The sequence below is a fragment of the Rhodococcus sp. BP-349 genome (assembly GCF_019835845.1).
In the GTDB taxonomy this organism is placed as follows: Bacteria; Actinomycetota; Actinomycetes; order Mycobacteriales; family Mycobacteriaceae; genus Rhodococcoides.
Genome location: NZ_JABUDR010000003.1, coordinates 141,486 through 159,917, shown reverse-complemented (window position 1 = coordinate 159,917; position 18,432 = coordinate 141,486). Strand labels below are relative to the sequence as shown.

The window sequence follows — 18,432 nt, the reverse complement described above, 5'->3', positions numbered from 1 at the left end:
CCGGTGTGTTGCGGTCGGCTCCTTTCAGGAGGAGTGACATGAGCAGCGGAGACACAGCAGAGCGCAGCCTCGAGCACTGGAGCGAAGCCGGTCGCACGGGCATGGAGGCGTTCTACGCTCTCGCGACCGAGGACTACCGGCAGCTGGCGTTGGCCGCCGACTGGCCGACGCTCCTCGGCGACCGCGCGCACGAGGGCTGGTCGCTGCTCGACGTGGCGTGCGGCAGCGGAAAGTTCCCCACCGCGCTGCGCCGCTACACAGACCTGTCGGCGGTTCCCGAGCTGGCCTACGACCTGCTCGACCCGTCCGCGTTCTCCGTCGCCGAGGCACGCGGCGCGCTCGGCGCGCCGTTCGCGGCCCGGCACGACCTGGTGATGACCCTGCAGGACCTCCCCGCGGACCACGCCGGCTACGACGTCGTCTGGGCCACCCACGCGCTCTACGCACTTCCGCCGGACGAGTTGGACGCTGCGGCAGAACGATTCGTGGCCGCACTGGCTCCCGGAGGCCTGGGCCTGGTCGCACAGGCCACGGCGGCCTCGCACTACCTCGCGTTCTACGACGCCTTCCGCGCCGGGGTGCGCGAGGCGACGCCGTACACGACCGCCGAACAGGTGCGCGACGCACTGACACGAGCCGGCGCGGACGTACGCGACCAGCGCGTCACCTACACGACCGGTACCTCCGACCGTGGCATCGCCGAAGGGTTCCTCCAGCGCTGCGCGTTCGACGACTCGGTGTCGCTGGAGGAGATGGAAGCCGCCCCGGTGCTGGGCGACTACCTGGCCTCCTGCCGCGACGCGTCCGGTTCCTACACCTTCTCGCACGAGGCGGCCCTGCTGTGGCTCTGAACGACTCGACCACCAATGATCGCCTGCCCGAACAGAACCGGGACGGCGGTATCGATCAGGACTGGGCAGGCGACGATCAGGACTGGTGGGACTGGTACGTCACCCTGGCCGCGAACGATGCGGCGCCCACCGAACTGGTCGAGGGTCCCGGCCTGCCCGATGTCGAGGCCGCCACGGACGAGCAGATCGAGCGCGAGCTGGCCGAGCCCTACGACCTCGACTCCGCCTCCGTCGAGGCATTCGCACGGCAGGCTTTCGTGCGACTGCCCGCAGTGCTGTCGCCGGCGGTGGTGCGTCGCCTCGCCGAGCGACTCGAGGAGTTGCTGCGCGCGGAACACGGTGACGACGTCGCCGGCCGATTCACCGCGCTCGAGCAGATGTGGCTCCACGACGACCTGATGCGCACCGTGGCGCTCTCGCCCCGGATCGGCGGCCTGGCCGCGACACTGCTCGACGTGTCCGGAGTTCGCCTGTACCACGACAATGCGCTGTCCAAGGAGCCCGGCTGTGGGCGCACGCCGTGGCATCACGACGCCGAACACTTCCCTCTGCATACCACCGACGCCGTCACCGCATGGATGCCGATGTCGGCCATCCCGGGCCGCATGGGTCCGCTGTCCTTCGCTCGCGGCCGGGACGTGCTGAACGAGGTCGCCGATCTGGAGTTCGACAAGGTCGGTACGTCGTACGACGAGGCCGTCACCCGACGCTTCCTCGAGCGCGACGTCGCGGTGGAAGCGGAGCCGTTCGCGGTGGGAGACGTGTCGTTCCATTCCGCGCTGTGCTTCCACACCGCGGGTCCGAATCGGACGACGCAGCCGCGTCGAGCACTCGCCACCACCTACTTCGCCGACGGCACCCGTGTCGTGGAATCGCCGACCCTGATCAGCGGCACGTGGCGCGAGTTCCTCCCTGGCATCGAGCCCGGTGGACTCGCGGACTCCGAGCTCAATCCGGTGGTGGGTCGCCGCGGCTGAATCTCCCCGCGATCGGCCCGTCGTCAACGGTACGGACGCACTATTCCCAGAATCGGATCGAACGGTGGCGGCACATCGAGATCGACCTGGGTGGTCTGCGTCTGCACTTCGTCGTCGGTCGGTGACACCGTGTCCGGCAGTACTCGCCAGTGGGCGCGTGGATCCTCTGCCGCCTGATCGTCCTCGGTGCTCATCATGTCCTCCCCCTGCGCTCGATGTCGCGAGTAGCTCGGCTCCCATTGTGGACCCTGCTCTGCACCCTCGCGCTCGATATCAGCGGTCGCGATAGGACCGACGGTACCGGTCGCCGCTGAGGACGATGCGGCCCTCTTCGAGGGTCACGACCCGATCGGCCAGGTCCAGCACCAGCGGATCGTGGGACACGCACGCGACCGCCACGCCGCGCCGGGCTTCCGCCCTCATCACGTCTCGAATGCGGTCCCCACTCGTCGTGTCCAGACCCGTCGTGGGTTCGTCGAGGAGAAGGAGGTCCGCGCGACGCGCAAGGCCCTGTGCGAGCAGAGCCCGCTGCCTCTGACCGCCTGACAACGCGGAGAAGGACCTGTCCGCGAGTTCGCTGATACCGAGCCGATCGAGCGCGTCGTCGACGACACGGCGAGACTCGGCATCGACACGGCGCCACGCCCCCGTCCTGCCCCAGACGCCGACTGTCGCGACGTCCCGCACGGTCACCGGCAGCCGATCCGGGACGGCCGCGCGCTGCGGAACGAATCCTAGTGCCCGCGTAGCGACTCGGGTGCCGGCAGTCAACGCACGTGTCCCCGCGATCACTTCCAGCAGGGTGGACTTGCCGGCACCGTTCGGACCTGCGATCACCGTCACCTCCCCCGCGACCACGTCCAGGTCGACCCCGTCGATGGCCGAGTGTCCGTCGAACTCCACGCGGACACTGCGCAGCCGAGCAGCGGGTCGGGTCGTCGCGATCTCGCTCATGGATCCACCTTAACGATTTTGGAAACCGTTATCACTATCGTTACGATCCCGAGCGTGACATTTCAGGCACTCGTCGAACCCTTCTCGCTCGCCTTCGTGCAACGCGCCCTCCTCGGCGGTGCACTGGTGGCGGTGCTGTGCGGGGTCGTCGGCACCTGGGTCGTCATCCGCGGCATGGCGTTCCTGGGTGAGGCTCTCGCGCACGGGATGTTGCCTGGAGTCGCTCTGGCGACGGTCCTGGGGGCGCCCGTGCTGGTGGGCGGCGCGCTCAGCGCGGTCGTCATGAGCCTCGGCATCGCTGCGCTCCAGCGTCGCGGATCCCTCTCCTACGACACGAGCATCGGCATGCTGTTCGTCTCGATGCTGGCACTCGGAGTCATCATCATCTCGCACTCGGGGAGCTTCGCGACCGACGCCACGTCCATCCTCTTCGGGGACATCCTGGCCGTCACGTCGGTGGACATCGCGCTCCTCGCCATTGCGGTGGTGGTCGGCATGACGGTGGCCGCAGGCTTTCATCGCTCACTGGTGGCGCTCGCGCTCGATCCCCGCATCGCGTCGGTTCTGGGCCTTGCTCCCCGCGCGGCACAGGCTGCACTGGTCGCCCTGGTGACGCTCGCTGTCGTGGCCTCCTACCAGGCTGTCGGCTCGCTTCTGGTCGTCGGCCTCCTGCTCGCACCTGCCGTCGCCGCCGAACAGTGGACCACTCGGATCCCGACTCGCATGGTGGCGGCCGCCTCGATCGGTGTGGTGTCGGTGTTCGTCGGCCTGCTGATCTCCTGGCACGCGGCCACCGCGGCCGGCGCCTCGGTGGCCGCCACCGCGATCGCCGTCTCGGGCCTGTCGGTGGCGGCCAGAACGGCCATCAGGTCACTCGCACGCGGAACACCTGCACCGGCTCGTTCCACCTGACACCGGCCGCCCCACCCGAAAGGACACTGTGCGACACCACATCACGACCACCGCTCTCGCCCTCGTCGTCGGCCTGACCGCGTGCTCCACCGAGCAGGCTCCGACGATCCCCGCCGACGAGGCACCCGTCGAAGGACACGGAGCGATCGCCGACGCCGCGGAACTCGCCGAGCCTCGACTCGGACTCACGACCATCGACCCCACCGGCTCGATCTCGCACCTGGATCTACTGGACGAATCGGTGTCCGATCTCGGCGCCATCGGTGCACCCGAGGCGATGAGCACCGACGGACGCTACCTGTTCGCCCGGACGGACGCGGGCATCGAGATCGTGGACAGCGGCGTCTGGACCTGGGACCACGTCGACCACTTCCACTACTACCGCGCCGAACCTCGGCTCCTCGGCACCGTCCAGGGCGCCGGCGCCGCGACCGTGGCCACGTCGAATCAATCCACCTCGGGCGGAACCGGGCTCTACTTTCCCGACACCGGCGACGCCGTCCTGCTCGACACCGAGGCGTTGTCGAAGGGCGAGATCTCCGAGTCGTTCCGGCTGCGGAACCCACCGGGAGACGGCATGGTCGTGCCCGTCGGATCGTTCGCCCTCGTCACCGACGGGGTCGGCCCCTCACGGACAGTCGTCGGGCACACCTCGGACGGGACGCGCACCGGTCTCGTCGAGTCGTGCCCCGACGCCGCCGGCACCATCACCACACGTGTCGGCACCGTGGTCGGCTGCTCCGACGGCGCCCTGCTCGCGTCGTCCGCCGGAGACGAACTCACAGTGGAGAAGATCCCCTACCCTGCCGATGACATCGCCCCTCCGGCAGTGTCGTTCGACAATCGCGAGGGCCGCCCCGCCGTCGCCGGTCTGGCCGGCGACCAGGGCATCTGGTTGCTCGACACCCGCCAGAGGTCGTGGACGCTCCTTCCCGCTCCCACTCGCTTGGCGCACGTGTCGGCGATCGACGACAGCGACGACCACGTTCTCGCCCTCACGGCCGACGGCCGCGTCTTCGTACTGGACGGAGCCGACGGTTCGGTCCTTGCCGAGACGGGCGCGCTCGTCGCCGCATCACTGGCCGCCGGTGAAGCACCCACTCTGATCGCCGACCAGCAACGCGCCTACCTCAGCGCGCCCACCGAACGGAAGCTGTACGAGATCGACTACGCCGACGACGCCCGCGTCTCACGCACGTTCGAGACCGCATCCGAACCAGCCTTCACGGCCGAGACGGGACGCTGATGATGCGACGGCACCGGACGGGCACACCCCTGGCAGCGGCGGCAGTGGCTGTGGTGGTCTCTCTCGCTGGATGTTCGGCGGCAGTCGACGACCGTCCGGTGGTGATGGTCTCCACGAACATCCTCGGCGACGTCGTCGAGGAACTCGTCGGCGACGAGGCAGAGGTCGTGACGCTGATGAAGCCGAACGCCGATCCACACTCGTTCGAAATCTCCGCGCAGGAGGGCGCGCGTCTGCGCTCGGCCGACCTCGTCGTCTCGAACGGACTGGGATTGGAGGAGGGGCTGCAGCAGCATCTCGACGCCGCAGCTGCAGAGAACGTTTCGACGTTCGTCGCCGGGGACGTCATCGACGTGCTCGACTACCGGGAGGGCGACGCGGCGGGCAGCCCCGACTCCCACTTCTGGACCGATCCTGCCCGCATGATCGCTGTCGTCGATGCCTTGGAACCGGTGCTCGGCGATCTCGACGGAGTGGATCCGGCCACCATGTCGACACGAGCGGCCGAGTACCGCGGACAGCTGCAGAGTCTCGACGAGGAGATGTCCGCCTCGTTCGCCGCGATCCCCGACGAACGGCGTGCGCTCGTCACCAATCACCATGTCTTCGGTTACCTCGCCGACCGTTTCGACTTCGAGGTCGTCGGGGCGGTCATACCCGGCGGCACCACCCTCGCCGCACCGTCGGCGTCGGACCTGTCCGATCTCGTCGATGCCGTCGACTCCACCGGTGTCCGCAGCATCTTCGCAGAATCGTCCTCGCCCGACCGCCTCGTTCAGGCACTCGCCAGCGAAGCCGACATCAGCGTGGACGTCGTGCAGTTGTTCACCGAGTCGCTCACAGGTCCCGACGGCGGCGCCCCCGACTATCTGACGATGATGCGCGTCAACACCGAACGCATCGCCGCCGGCCTCTCCCCTTGATCGGTATCGTTCCCACACAGAAAAGGATTCACATGCGTCCCAACCACTTCCAGCGAGCAGGCTCCACGGTGCTCGCGCTCGGTGCGGTCGTCACTCTCGCGGCGTGCTCCTCCGGAACCACCACCGCCGCCGATTCCACCACCAGCACCACCGCAGCGATACAGGCAGGCCCTCGTGTCGCGGTCTCCTACGACGGCGGCGTGCAGGTGCTGGACGCCGCCACCCTCGAGACCATCGCGGACTTCGACTCCGAGGACTACACACGCCTCAACCTCGCCGGCGACGGGCGCAACGTCATGGTGACCACGAGCAAGGGCTTCCAGGTACTCGACACCGCCGCCGGCACCACCGACGCACCACAGCTCACGGACACGCTCTTCGAAGCGGAGAAGGCGGGCCATGTCGTCCGCCACAGCGGCAAGACCATTCTGTACGCCGACGGCACCAGCGACACCACGATCTTCGACACGGCAGCACTGGAGTCGAGCGACGGTCTCCCCGAGGTGGAGAGCATTCCCGGTGTGGAGGCGCATCACGGAGTCTCGATCGTTCTCGAGGACGGCACGTTCCTCACCACCGTCGGCAATGCCAACGGACGCACCGGTATCGAGGTGCGCAATGCCGCCGGTGCGGTCATCGCGCGCAACGATCAGTGCCCCGGCGTCCACGGCGAGGGAACGGCACAGAACGAGATCGTCGTCTTCGGCTGCGAGAACGGTGTCCTGGTCTACGACAAGGGCGAGATCACCGAGCTCGACGCGCCGGACCAGCCCTACGGGCGTACGGGCAACGCGTACGTCAGCGAGACCAGTCCCTTGGTCGTCGGCGACTACAAGAACGACGCCGACGCGGAAGGCTCACTGCTGCAGGCGGTCACCGTCATCGACACCGTGGCGAAGACGCTGGAGGTCGTCCAGATGCCCGACGGTGCCGAGTACACCTGGCGCGGGGTCTCCCGTGGACCCGACGACAAGGCCTACATCATCGGAACCGACGGCGCCGTGCACGTCTTCGATCCCGAGACGCGCGAGTTCACCGCTTCCTACCCCGTCATCGGTGAGTGGGAAGGCCCCGGCGAGTACCAGGACGCACACCCCGGCATCTCTGTCACCGGCGACACCGCCTACGTGACCGAACCGGACACCGACAGCATCCACGCCGTGGATCTGACCACCGGTGACGTCATTGTCAGCAGCGAACTCGACGTCACTCCGAACGAGTTCGTGGCCGTCACCGACTGATCCTGACGCGTCCCGGGGTGCGACATCGGCGGCGGCGTCGTTCGTCGCGATGGGCTCGGACGGAGCGGACGCCATTCGTCGTGGCGGCTGCCCGTCCGGGTTCCGGCGGAAGCGGTAGCCGGTACTGCCTACCATCCTCACGACACGGCGGGATCGTCCAGGGCCGCTGCGAGAACAGTGATCGTCCAGTAAGACGATGCTCGCGCTGTCGGCTCGGAGCCGCGCGGTGAGTGGCGGATTCGATCGGCCCCGACAGTGCCGGACCACCACCGGGACACACGATCAGTGCGGGCGAGACGATGACGGTCGCTGCCGCTCCTCGGTCCACACGGGATGTTCACCCCTGTGGTCGCACGACCACACTCGCGTCGCTCCGCTGTCGGACGTTGCAGCATCGGTGAGCCAGTAGGTTTCGTCGGGTGACCACCCTGCTATGACACTCGCCGTGTCGTCGTCCACGGTGATGGCCGTTCCTGCTGCGACGAGGTATCCGCTGACCGTCAGATGAACACCGTCGTAGTGTTCGGCCACCAGTGGCCAGTCGGGAATGACCCAACGCCCGCTCCGACCTGTGGTGTCGTACCAGTCGTGCCGCTTCTGCGCGGTGACCTCGACGGGGAACCGCCTGCACAGTGCTGCCCACGCCGTCGCGCCGTCGACTTCGTACATCCGAACGTCCTCAGGAACGTGGAGACGCCGAGAGACCGCGCGCTCCCACCCCATACTGTCCTCGACGAACCACAGCCCCGCCGGGCTGTCGTCGGACAACATTCGCGTCGAGCACCGTGTCGGCGGCCACGACCACCATTCTCCAGAGACGCCCGCGGACGGATCGGTCGGCCACTCACGCGCGGCTCGCTCCTCCTGTTCCTTCACGCGAGCCGCGTAGTCGCTCAGCAACGTCGAGGTAGGTGTCGCCCCGGACTCGTCCGGGAAGCCCGCATCAGGGTCCTCCCACCCCACCATCCATTGATCGGTGGCCACCTGACCTGACCACCACCACTGTGCCTGCGGCGACGCTGTGACGTGCTCGGCGATCCGTAACAGCTCACCGCGAACGGACTCGGCGGCCGCGAGAACGTCCTGACCGTCCGGTGGCTGCCAGTAACGGGCGAAGTCCACCGACAATGCGAGAGCTGAGCGCAACGCCGGCGCCGTCACCTCCGGAAGTCGAACGCGTGACAGCCGATCGGCGACGTCGTCCGCGGTCACCACCGTCCGCCGCGCCTCGTCCGCGCCGGGCCCGAACATCACCACTCCGGCGCCCTGATCGACGTCCAGGCGATATGCCGCGAGGACCACCGCGGTGTGCAGCGAGCCATCCGACTCGGCCCCCGAGTACTGCTCGGCGAGCAGCGCGTACTCGAGAAGCAGTCGACGTCCGCGCGGGCCGGCCGGCAACGCCTCGACTGCACTCATCCGTCCACCATCGCAGACAGCGCAGCGCCCTCGCCATCGGATAACCGTCTCCCCGGCTCGCGGCTGTCCACGACTACGTCGACCTCGTGGATGGCTCCGGAGCAAGGTCTCTGCCGTGTGCAGCCCCCGGACACATGTCAGATCTGCGCGTGGCGGCCGACGTGCAGTGCCTACGCTCACCGCGCCCCACGGACACGTCGGCACCCCACGACCTGCCCGAGCACGTCGACCACGGCGGCCGCAGCGATCGCCACGAGCAACATCCACACCAGCAGAGCCACGTCCGGGGCCCACCTGCCTGCCACCGACAACCCCGCGCCGGTCATCGCAGACAGTCCGAACAGGACGGCGACAGCGGCCGCTGTCCCTACCCCGGCCACCACGACCCCGCGCACGACGGCGACCCCTCTGGTCCGCTGGGGCGTCCTGCCCGAGACGATGCGGACCGCGTGAACGCCGATGCCGACCACCAGCGTCGCGATGATCACAGCGAGCGCTCCGAGCACGGCAGACGCCGAGGACGCGGGAAGCTCGCTCGTCCGTCCACCCGTCACCGACGTCGTCAGGTTCCGGCCGACGGCCGCGAGTCGATCGGCCTCGATCTCACCGTATCGGTTCGTTCCCAACACGATTGCGATGTCCAGGGACGGAATCAGAGAGACGTAGGTGTAGTAGCCGGGCACCGCACCCGCATGCCACCAGACATCGTGGCCACCGATCCTCTCGTGGAACAGGCCGTCACCGTAGGTCGAACCCTGAGCCGTCGGCACCTCGCGATACCGGGCGTCGCCGTCATGACGTTCCCGCAGTCGCCACGACGCATAGCGTCCCAGGTCATCGATGGAGCCGGCGAGGTAGCCGTATCCCAACCCCGCCGAATCGACGCCGACATCGACCGGGCGGGAGGAACCGAAGAACGGAACGTGTCCTGGCGGAACATTGTCGATGAACAGCTGCGGGTCGGTGATGGCGTCACTGCCGGCGGGATCGAGTACGACGCGGCGCACGGCGTCGGCGTAGGAGGACCCTCCCGCCTGCTCGATCACAGACTGCAGGAGCAGGTAGTTCAGACTCGAGTACCGGAACTCACCACGAGAACCGGCCCCCTTCGGCGCGTCGAGGACGGTGACGGCGTCGGTCGCGGAACCCCTTCGGGTCCACTCGTCAGTGACGGTGATGTCGTGCGGCAACCCACTGGTGTGATGAACGAGGTCGTCGACGGTCACTGCGGGGTCGGTGAGCACTCGGCGAGCCTGCGGGACCACCTCGACGACAGGGCTGGTCGCGTCGAGAACGCCCTCGCGCTCGAGGCCCCTCGCTGTCGCTGCCGCGAACTGCTTCGACACCGACCCCCAGACGAACGGGGTCGACCCGTCGATGTCGTGACCGTCCCCGTCGACTCCCACGAATGCCGCAGACCGCGCTCCGTCGCTGTCGACGATCCGTGCGGCCATTCCCGGTGCACCGATCGCCGAGGCCCACCGAGTGACGAAGCCCTGCAACGACTCCTCACCGTGCCCTCGACCGGCCGCCGGGCAGATCGACAGTGCAAGCAGTGTCAGAGCGCCCAGAAACACGGCGACGACTCGTCGTGCCGCGGTCATCGTCGTACTCCCGTCAGCGCCGTGGCCCGGTGCGTGGTGAACCACAACCCGGACAGCAGCGCCGCTCCCCAGACCGTGAACAGCGGATCCCAGACCACGGCATGCCCGATCATGGCGGTCCGGTCGTACCCGCCGTCGGGAACGATGGCGCCGGCGAGCACCCCTGCCGCGGACACCGTCGACAACGCGCCCCACACGAACAACACACCGCCAGCGCACCACCCGCACACGCGGACCTGCCGATGACCGTGGCCTCGGACCCGCTCGTTCACCCACGGGAGGACAGCAGCGCCGGCCTTCACGACAGCGACGACACCGAGCGCGAGACCGCTCACCACCGGTCGGTCGTCGGCCAGGGTCACCGCCCAGTCCCCCACCGAGGCGAGCTGCCATCGACCACCCAGCGCCCAGTACGCGCTCGCAGCCGCATGCAGCAGCCCGGCTGCCGCAGCGAGGAGAAAGGCCACCGCCGCAGGCATACTCATGCGTGTCGTTCCCGAGGGTGTCTGCACACGATCGACACTAGGAACGATCCGCACGCCCGAACATCCGGGAGCACCCCGACACCACCCCGAGAAAGGGAATCTCCCGTCAGCGATGCGGGCGCGTCACGAGCGAGCTGCGACGAGGTCGAGGGCGATGTCGGTGATCAGGTCTTCCTGGCCGCCGACGAGGCCCCGCTCACCCACGGCGAGCAGGATGGAGCGGGTGTCGAGTCCGTACTGCCGCGCAGCGGTCTCGGCGTGCCGAAGGAAGCTCGAGTAGACCCCCGCGTAGCCGAGGGTCAGGGTCTCTCGGTCGACCTGGACGGGTCGGTCCTGCAGGGGGCGCACGATGTCGTCCGCAGCGTCCTGAAGGCCGAAGAGGTCGCAACCGTGCTTCCACCCGTTCAGGTCGGCCACGGCGACGAACGGCTCGATCGGGCAGTTGCCGGCACCGGCGCCGTGACCTGCGAGTGACGCGTCGACGCGGGTGACGCCCTCCTCGACGGCGACGACGGAGTTCGCGACGGACAGTGACAGGTTCTGGTGGGCGTGGATGCCGATCTGGGTGTTCGAGTCGAGAACGTCGCGGTACGCCCGCACACGCTCTCGGACACCGTTCATCGTCAGACGTCCACCGGAGTCGGTGACGTACACGCAGTGCGCGCCATACGATTCCATGAGTCGCGCCTGCTCGGCGAGCTGTGCCGGTTCCGCCAGATGCGACATCATCAGGAACCCCGAGACGTCCATACCGAGTTCACGGGCTTTGTCGATGTGCTGCGCGGAGACGTCCGCCTCGGTGCAGTGCGTGGCCACGCGGACAGAGGTGACACCCAGTTCGTGAGCCTTCTTCAGTTCGGCCACCGTGCCGACTCCGGGCAGGAGCAGGGTGGTGAGTTTCGCGCGGTGGACGGCCGAGGCAGCCGCTTCGATCCATTCCCAGTCGGTGTTGCTTCCGGGCCCGTAGGTCAGGCTGTGGCCGGCCAGGCCGTCGCCGTGGGTGACCTCGATGGCGTCGACACCGGCGGCGTCGAGGGCGCCGGCGACGCGGGCGACGGTGGCCGGGTCGATCCGATGTCGCATGGCGTGCATGCCATCTCGGAGGGTGACGTCCTGGATGTAGAGGGCGGCGCCGTCTGCGGCGAAGGCGCGCGTGGTGGTCTCGGTCATCGGGCTGTCTCCAGTGCTGCGTCGGTGGCCATCTTCTCCGCGACCTGCAGGGCGGCGGAGGTCATGATGTCGAGATTGCCGGCGTAGGCGGGCAGGTAGTGCGCGGCGCCCTCGACCTCGAGGAACACCGACACCTTCCACAGGCCCGGTCCCTTCTCCACACCGCCGGTGAGGGTGGCGACGGATTCGGCGTCGTCGAGGGCGGTGAACTGGACGTCCTGCTTGAGGCGGTAGCCGGGAACGTAGGCCGACACGTCGGCGACCATGTCGTGGATCGACCGTCGAACAGCGTCCTGGTCGGGATCGGTGACGAGGGCGAGGACGGTGTCGCGCATGATGAGCGGCGGTTCGGCGGGGTTGAGGACGATGATGGCCTTGCCGTGCGCTGCACCCCCGACCTTCTCGATCGCCTCGGCGGTCGTCTCGGTGAACTCGTCGATGTTCGCGCGGGTACCGGGTCCCGCGGACTTCGAGGCGATCGAGGCGACGATCTCGGCGTAGTGCACCGCGGTGACGCGGGAGATCGCTGCCACGATGGGGATAGTGGCTTGTCCGCCGCAGGTCACCATGTTGACGTCGGGAGCGTCGAGGTGCTCGTCGAGGTTGACGGCCGGCACGACGTACGGGCCCAGCGCGGCCGGGGTCAGGTCGATCAACCGCTTACCGTGGGGTCGCAGGGCCTCTGCGTTCGCGACATGCGCCTTGGCCGACGTGGAGTCGAAGATGATGTCGATGTCCGCGAAATCGGGATGTTCGATCAGGCCCTGGACACCGCAATCGACTGTGCTGATACCCATTCGACGTGCGCGGGCAAGACCGTCGGAGTTCGGGTCGATACCGACGAGAACGGCGATCTCGACGTTCTTCGCGACTCTCTTCAATTTGATGACCAGGTCGGTTCCGATGTTGCCGGAGCCGATGACAGCGGCTTTGGTGGGCGCCATGGTGTCTCGTTTCGTCGTGGTTCTGGTGTCGGTTGGGGCGTGCAGCTCAGGCCGTGAAGGTCGCGGTGACAGTCCCGACCCCGGAGATGGACGCTTCGTACGTCGATCCGGGGGTGACCGGAACCATGGGTCCGAGTGCGCCGGAGAGGATCACCTCGCCCGCTTGCAGAGGCGATCCGTAGGCCAGGCTGGTGTTGGCCAGCCACACCAGTGCATTCCACGGGCTGCCCAGGCAGTCCGATCCCCGGCCGCTGGACACCTGGTCGCCGTCGGCGGTCATGGTCATGCCGACGTCAGCGAGTTCTGGTGCGGCGGTGCGGGTGACGGTGTCGCCGAGGACGTAGAGGCCGGAGGAGGCGTTGTCGGCGACGGTGTCGGCGAGGGTGATGTCCCAGCCGGCGATCCGGCTGTCGACGATCTCGAATGCTGCGGCGACCGTCTCGACGTACCCGGGGGCATCGTCGACGGTGATCTCCCGGTCGATGGGGCTCGACAGGATGAAGGCGATCTCTGCCTCGATCCGCGGCTGCAGCAGCCGGGTGGAATCGATGTGCTCGTCGGCGGAGACGTCGAAGTCGTCGAACAGGACCCCGAAGTCGGGGCGATCGACGCCCAGTTGCTTCTGCACCGCCGGAGACGTCAGGCCGATCTTGCGGCCGACGATACGGCGACCCGAGGCGATGCGCGCCTGCACGTTCCGCGACGCGATGAGATACGCGGTGTCCACGTCGTCGCCGGCGACGAGGTCGCGGACGGGGGCGCACGGCGTCTTCGACGTCGACGCCTCGGCGAGACGGTCGGCGGCGACGGCGACGGGGTTCGGCACCGGAGTCACGGGGGGAACGGAAGTCATGGGAGGAACGCTATCGACGCGCCGGGGCACTGCACTAGGATCTGTCCCATGACGCGGGATGTGGTGTCGGTGTTGCAGCGGGCGGCATGGGTGCTCGACTCCTTCCCGCGGGGTGCGGCACTGACGCTGGCGGAGGTCGCCACCCGCACCGGACTGCCTCGGTCCACTACCCACCGATTGTTGGTCGATCTCACCGAGCTGGGCTGGCTGACGCGCCGCGACAACACCTTCGAGCTCGGATTGACCCTGTTCGAGTTGGGTGAACGTGTCGGGCTCAAGCATCGCCTGCGCAGTGCCGCGTTGCCGTTCATGCAGGATCTCTTCGCGGTGACCGGGCAGACAGTGCATCTCGCGGTCAGGGACGGCGCCGATGCTGTGTACGCGGAGAAGATCCACGGCCATGCCGCGCTGCCCTTCCCCTCGCAGATCGGGGGCCGGATGCCGCTCACGTGCACCGCCGTGGGGAAGGCGCTCCTGGCCCCCGAGGATCCGGACGTTCGCGCCCGCATCCTGGCCGGTCCCCTGCGCCGATACACCGCGCACTCGATCACCGACCCCGACGCGCTCGCCCGCGAACTCGACGCGGTGCGGCGCACCGGAGTCGCCACCGAGCGAGAAGAGGCTGCACTCGGCGGGTGCTGCCTCGCCTCGCCGGTCATGTCCCTCGGCACACCGATTGCTGCGCTCTCCGTCTCGGTTCCCGCCGACTCGTTCGAGCCGCAGCTGCTCGCGCCGGCCGTACGTACAGCGGCGCTGGCGCTGGGTCGCGTGCTGAGCCGTGCAGACCCCCAAGGGCATGGTGAGCACGACGGCGTTCGGGCATCGCCGGCGGGCAGATCTGGCTAGTCTCCCGTCATGGTTCACTCCCGATCCCGGCTCGTCGCTCAGATGTGTGGCGCCGTACTTCTGTTGTCGATCCCCGCATGCGCAAGCACGGAGAACGCCGCCGAAGGCTCCGGACCCGAGGCCGCGGTCGATCCATACTCACGCGACAACACCTGCACAGCAGGCGATGCGGTGCAGAGCGATGCTGAACCTGCGGGCCGACTGACTCAGCTGTCACACACCGCCGGAGAACTTCTCCTGGTCAACGGCATCGCGCCCGGCCCGCAGGTCGCCGTCGGTGGACAGCTCTCGTCCGACCAGGCGGCGGACCGCGCCAGTACCGTCCCCGGCGACGCGTCCATCACCGAAGCACTCTGGGTCGCGGCGATCCCACCCGAGGCCGGCCTCGACCCCGTACGCGACACCGAGGAGTACTTCGCCTCGCAGGCCCGACGGATCTCGACGTTCGAGGTCACCGAAGAGAATCTCGGTCAGTTGCTCGGACCGAACTGGTCATCCGTCATCGACGTGGTCGAAGGCTTCGCCCGCAACGGGTACGAAGACTACGTCGAGCAGGTCCGCGGCGCACCGCCGATGCGCGAGGCCGACGCTGCTGCGACACGAGCTCGACTCCGGGCGGCCTCCGTCGACGCCGGACTCGAAAGCCAATGGAGGACAGCCCAATCGATCGTCCCCATCTACTTCCAGTCCTGCGATCTGTCGTCGAACGTCGCCGGCCACGATGTCGACCTGTCCTCGTCCGTCCTCGCAGAAGTACTCGCCGCAGACGCCGTCGCTGCCGCGTTCACCACCAGCTTCGCCCCTCCTGCAATGGTCGAGCCGTTGGCACGTGGCCTGCAGATCGCCCTCGGTGCCGAAACGAATCCCACCGCCGACGGTGGACTGACCAAGGACTACGACCCCAACGAAATTCTGTCCCCGGAAGACGTCGAATTGATGGAGGCTGAGGAGCCGAGCCTGGAAGGTCCCTGACGACCTGCCCGGGCGAGTACCGCGCTCACAGCAGCGGCCCGTCCGCCTCGTCCCAGAGTAGGGCGGCGTCCACGTCCTCCCCGCTGTCCATCAGCGGCGCGTCGATGCGGAAACTCCTCAGCCCGTTACCGACGACCAGGACGCCGGTGCCATCGAACACGACTCGTGGCACGGACGTGGGGATGGTGACACTGGTCAACGGTTCCAAGGTCGACGAGTCGTGCAGGGTCAGCAGCCACGACAGAACACTCCGGTCGGCGTCCACCGGCCGCGGCAATGGCCACCACCCCGTCCTGGACGAGCCGTCGGGAACGTGCCCGACCGTCCACGAGACCGGTCCCGCCTGGCCACCTCGTAGTGGGCGCCCGCCCCATTCGCCGTCGTCACGCACACTCTGGTCCTCCTGCACCGACCCGACGTCGGAGCCACGGACCAACCGGAGGGGATCACCCAGGAGAAAAGGCTCTCCGTGTCCGCGAGGCAGCAGGGGCACCGCTGGGCCGACAGTCGACACCCCCGCATCCGACACTCGCACCACTCGGGCACCGGCCTTGGCGCCTTGCACGACGACGGCATACACAGAATCACCCTGCACGACAACAGAGGTGACCCGGCCTGCGGCAGTCTCGACGTCGATGGGATCGACACCTGGCCTGAACAGGGTCCACGTCGACGACCCGGTACACGCCAACAACGTGTCGCCGACGACGTCACCCGCGCGGACGTCACGATCGTCCACGCGGACGGGCGCCGCACCCTCTGCAACCCAGATCGTTCCGTCCGCTCCGGTGACCCAGCACCCGTACGGCGTCGCATGGACCCGACGTTCGACCCCGACCACGCCCGGCAGCAGGAACCGCGTCACGATCCCCTCGCTGACACGCATGACAATGGGAAGAGCCGTATCCACCACCCACATAGCGCCACCCGCGCAGGAGACGTCCCCCGGCACGATGCTCGGGCGTACCGGCAGGAGAGGCACATCGTCGAGGTCGAGTTCCACCCTGACGCGGCCCTCCCTGTACGCGACGTCCTCCTCGCCCGTCGGTACGAGCCTGTCGTCGAAGAACTGCGGAGCGGCGTCGACCTCGCGTAGTCGACTGGGCCCCGGTACGGGGCGCCACCCACTGTCTGCTGTGCGTCGATACCGGTCCGTCGCCATCTGCACGCGCGTCACGCGACCCCTGACACGACCATCGGTGTCGTACCCGAAGGTGCCCCAGAACTGCCCTGTGAGCTCCACTTCCCCTGCGCGGGGAACGAACCCACGCCACGATGCGGTCCACCCGTCGCCGCGGAGCAGCCCGCTCCACTCCCACTGTTGTGGTGACTCGGCGCCATCGGTGCGTTGGCGCATCGGAGGTGTGTCCGAGGGCTCGAGGCACGCCCGGATGCGCACGACATCGGGATCGTCGGGTCCGCTCTCGACGAACCTCAACGGTCCCGTCAGTACCTGGCCCCTCGTCGGCGGAGCGATCTCCCCATCTCCGATGACCGACGACGACACATGCACGACGAGTGTGCGGTTCAGTGTCACTGGTCCTCCGATGGTGTGGTTGGTGCGGGGCCTTCGTCGTCGACAGGATCGGGTCTTGGCACCTCGACCGTGATCTCGGCCAGGAGTGTCGCGGTGGCCGGGTCGTCCTCGGGTCTCGGCTGCACCCGAGTGACCGTGCCGGCGACTGGTTCGCTCACATCCAATGGCCGCCAATCGCCGGCCGTCTTCCGCACGACGCCCCCGTTGCCGGCGCCCCACTGCCCGCCGTCTGCATCACTCGCCCTGTCCGGTCGTCGGTAGTGCCGACGGATCTCGAACACGGTTGCCCGATCTGTCACCGGCCGGAGGCTGTGCGTTGCGGTGTCGCACACCTGAACCGGCACCGCATCCGCCTGCCGGCGAACCACACCGTGCCGCCGATCCGACGCCAACGCACCTCCCGTGGATCCGAAGACGTAGAGACGATCCTGGTGGAGAACGCTCGGCTGTCCGCCATCCACGCAGATGCGCGCGACTGTCACCGCATCGTCTCCCGTGTCCACCACCCGGTGGATGTCGTGCACACTGACGATCCAGCACCCGTCCGGCGTCGCGTGCACCCGCCGCGTCCACTCGCCGTGCGGGGACTCGATGGTCAACGGCAACAGAAACTCCACCACCGTCGGCGGATGACATCGAGCGTCGATGCGCAGCAGCGTCGGAGCCGAACGGTGCATCACCCACACCACGTCGCCGCAGATATCGATGGTCCCGCCGATGAACGCAGGCCGTTCCACAGGCGGATCGCCGAGATCCAGGTCGACCAGAACGCTTGTCACCGCACGATGAACGCGACCGTCGTCAGGTACCGACCACGGCTCCAGCTCAGTAGGCACCCCGTCCACGGCGATCAGTTCTTCGGTCCCGCTCACCTCGCGTCGCCCACCGCCGTCGGTCGGGTCCAGGCGGATCTGTACCGCGTGCATGGCCGAGACACGTCCGCTCACCGCTGTCGGCCCGTCATCGTCACCGCGAATCTCGGCGACGAGGTAGCCGTTCAGCTCGACTCGGCCGGAGCACGGTTCAGCGGACCACCATCCGGCGCTCCATCCGTCCCCGTACAGCAGATGGCGCCACCGAAACCCACCGTCTCGACGCTGCTCCGGTCCTCTCCCGTACGCCGGTACAGCGAACGCGGCAAGGGGCTCGTTGATAAGCGAGGAGGTGCCCGTGATCAGTTCGACGACGACGTCGACATCGTCTCCGATGGTCGCCCGGGGAAACGAGCCGTCGCCGATCACCCACCAGGGCACGACAACTCGAAGCGAGGGCTCATGTGAATCTGCCGCTGCCGACGATCGGTCGGATGCGTTGTCGTACATATAGAAGCCCCGAGTAGTAGGAGGCCGCCACGCGAAGGTGTCGGACTCGGGGTCACCTGAGATCAGACTAACGCACACATCGCCGCAGCGACCAGAGAGCGCGGACGAGCCTCGAGCATCGTGCTGGGACCGCCGAAGCGCGGCCGTACGCCCATGCCCGATCAAGCGATTCACCG

Annotated in this window: 18 protein-coding genes; 8 read left to right on the top strand and 10 right to left on the bottom strand. The window is 68.1% G+C overall.

From position 1 onward, the window contains the following. The first annotated feature begins 38 nt into the window (after positions 1–38). On the top strand, positions 39–851 hold the full coding sequence (locus HQ325_RS17115; protein ID WP_222631354.1) for a class I SAM-dependent methyltransferase: 813 nt from the start codon (positions 39–41) through the stop codon (positions 849–851). Then, positions 842–1,828 (top strand): phytanoyl-CoA dioxygenase family protein, encoded by a 987-nt coding sequence (locus HQ325_RS17110; protein WP_222631352.1) that lies wholly within the window; start codon positions 842–844, stop codon positions 1,826–1,828. The genes HQ325_RS17115 and HQ325_RS17110 overlap by 10 nt, the downstream gene beginning before the upstream one ends. Before the next feature lie 23 nt (positions 1,829–1,851). Here the strand turns inward: HQ325_RS17110 and HQ325_RS17105 are convergent, their stop codons facing one another. Together HQ325_RS17105 and aztA are read right to left on the bottom strand one after the other, a co-directional pair. Beyond that, on the bottom strand, positions 1,852–2,025 hold the full coding sequence (locus HQ325_RS17105; RefSeq protein WP_222631350.1) for a hypothetical protein: 174 nt from the start codon (positions 2,023–2,025) through the stop codon (positions 1,852–1,854). Between the two features lie 76 nt (positions 2,026–2,101). Continuing rightward, entirely contained in the window at positions 2,102–2,782 is a 681-nt protein-coding gene (gene aztA, locus HQ325_RS17100) for a zinc ABC transporter ATP-binding protein AztA (protein ID WP_222631349.1), read from the bottom strand. 54 nt (positions 2,783–2,836) lie between these two features. Between aztA and aztB the strand changes: the two genes are divergently transcribed. Genes aztB through aztD form a run of 4 tightly spaced genes read left to right on the top strand, consistent with a single transcriptional unit; the run spans position 2,837 to position 7,104 of the window. Further along, complete coding sequence (gene aztB, locus HQ325_RS17095; RefSeq protein ID WP_222631348.1) at positions 2,837–3,694, top strand: zinc ABC transporter permease AztB; 858 nt, start codon at positions 2,837–2,839, stop codon at positions 3,692–3,694. Positions 3,695–3,722: 28 nt separating this feature from the next. Next, positions 3,723–4,940 (top strand): ABC transporter, encoded by a 1,218-nt coding sequence (locus tag HQ325_RS17090; RefSeq protein ID WP_222631347.1) that lies wholly within the window; start codon positions 3,723–3,725, stop codon positions 4,938–4,940. A 2-nt stretch (positions 4,941–4,942) separates the two neighbouring features. Continuing rightward, positions 4,943–5,863: a zinc ABC transporter substrate-binding protein AztC gene (gene aztC / locus HQ325_RS17085; protein WP_222632500.1), complete on the top strand. Its 921-nt coding sequence runs from the start codon at positions 4,943–4,945 to the stop codon at positions 5,861–5,863. Between the two features lie 32 nt (positions 5,864–5,895). Further along, entirely contained in the window at positions 5,896–7,104 is a 1,209-nt protein-coding gene (aztD, locus tag HQ325_RS17080) for a zinc metallochaperone AztD (protein ID WP_222631346.1), read from the top strand. Positions 7,105–7,386: 282 nt separating this feature from the next. On the opposite strand, the gene HQ325_RS17075 is transcribed toward aztD, so the two are convergent. The 6 genes from HQ325_RS17075 to HQ325_RS17050 all read right to left on the bottom strand — a co-directional run bounded on the left by HQ325_RS17075 (position 7,387) and on the right by HQ325_RS17050 (position 13,579). Next, a complete protein-coding gene (locus HQ325_RS17075) occupies positions 7,387–8,523 on the bottom strand; it encodes a hypothetical protein (RefSeq protein WP_222631345.1) in 1,137 nt (378 codons plus the stop codon). Positions 8,524–8,699: 176 nt separating this feature from the next. Beyond that, a complete protein-coding gene (locus tag HQ325_RS17070) occupies positions 8,700–10,127 on the bottom strand; it encodes a serine hydrolase (RefSeq protein ID WP_222631344.1) in 1,428 nt (475 codons plus the stop codon). Then, positions 10,124–10,612, bottom strand: a complete 489-nt coding sequence (locus tag HQ325_RS17065) for a DUF3995 domain-containing protein (protein WP_222631342.1) — start codon at positions 10,610–10,612, stop codon at positions 10,124–10,126. The genes HQ325_RS17070 and HQ325_RS17065 overlap by 4 nt, the downstream gene beginning before the upstream one ends. Before the next feature lie 123 nt (positions 10,613–10,735). Then, complete coding sequence (gene dmpG, locus HQ325_RS17060) at positions 10,736–11,782, bottom strand: 4-hydroxy-2-oxovalerate aldolase (protein WP_222631340.1); 1,047 nt, start codon at positions 11,780–11,782, stop codon at positions 10,736–10,738. Next, positions 11,779–12,726, bottom strand: a complete 948-nt coding sequence (locus HQ325_RS17055) for an acetaldehyde dehydrogenase (acetylating) (protein WP_222631338.1) — start codon at positions 12,724–12,726, stop codon at positions 11,779–11,781. The genes dmpG and HQ325_RS17055 overlap by 4 nt, the downstream gene beginning before the upstream one ends. A 46-nt stretch (positions 12,727–12,772) precedes the next feature. Continuing rightward, positions 12,773–13,579 (bottom strand): 2-keto-4-pentenoate hydratase, encoded by an 807-nt coding sequence (locus HQ325_RS17050; RefSeq protein WP_222631336.1) that lies wholly within the window; start codon positions 13,577–13,579, stop codon positions 12,773–12,775. Between the two features lie 48 nt (positions 13,580–13,627). On the opposite strand from HQ325_RS17050, the gene HQ325_RS17045 reads away from it, so the two are divergent. Together HQ325_RS17045 and HQ325_RS17040 are read left to right on the top strand one after the other, a co-directional pair. Beyond that, positions 13,628–14,425 (top strand): IclR family transcriptional regulator, encoded by a 798-nt coding sequence (locus tag HQ325_RS17045; protein WP_222631334.1) that lies wholly within the window; start codon positions 13,628–13,630, stop codon positions 14,423–14,425. Positions 14,426–14,434: 9 nt separating this feature from the next. Next, positions 14,435–15,397, top strand: coding sequence for a hypothetical protein (locus HQ325_RS17040; RefSeq protein WP_222631332.1), 963 nt, complete (start codon positions 14,435–14,437; stop codon positions 15,395–15,397). 25 nt (positions 15,398–15,422) lie between these two features. Here the strand turns inward: HQ325_RS17040 and HQ325_RS17035 are convergent, their stop codons facing one another. Next, the gene (locus HQ325_RS17035) at positions 15,423–16,934 is read right to left on the bottom strand and encodes a hypothetical protein (protein ID WP_222631330.1); all 1,512 of its coding nucleotides are present in this window, start codon (positions 16,932–16,934) and stop codon (positions 15,423–15,425) included. Beyond that, complete coding sequence (locus HQ325_RS17030; protein WP_222631328.1) at positions 16,931–18,187, bottom strand: hypothetical protein; 1,257 nt, start codon at positions 18,185–18,187, stop codon at positions 16,931–16,933. The genes HQ325_RS17035 and HQ325_RS17030 overlap by 4 nt, the downstream gene beginning before the upstream one ends. Positions 18,188–18,432: the final 245 nt, after the last annotated feature.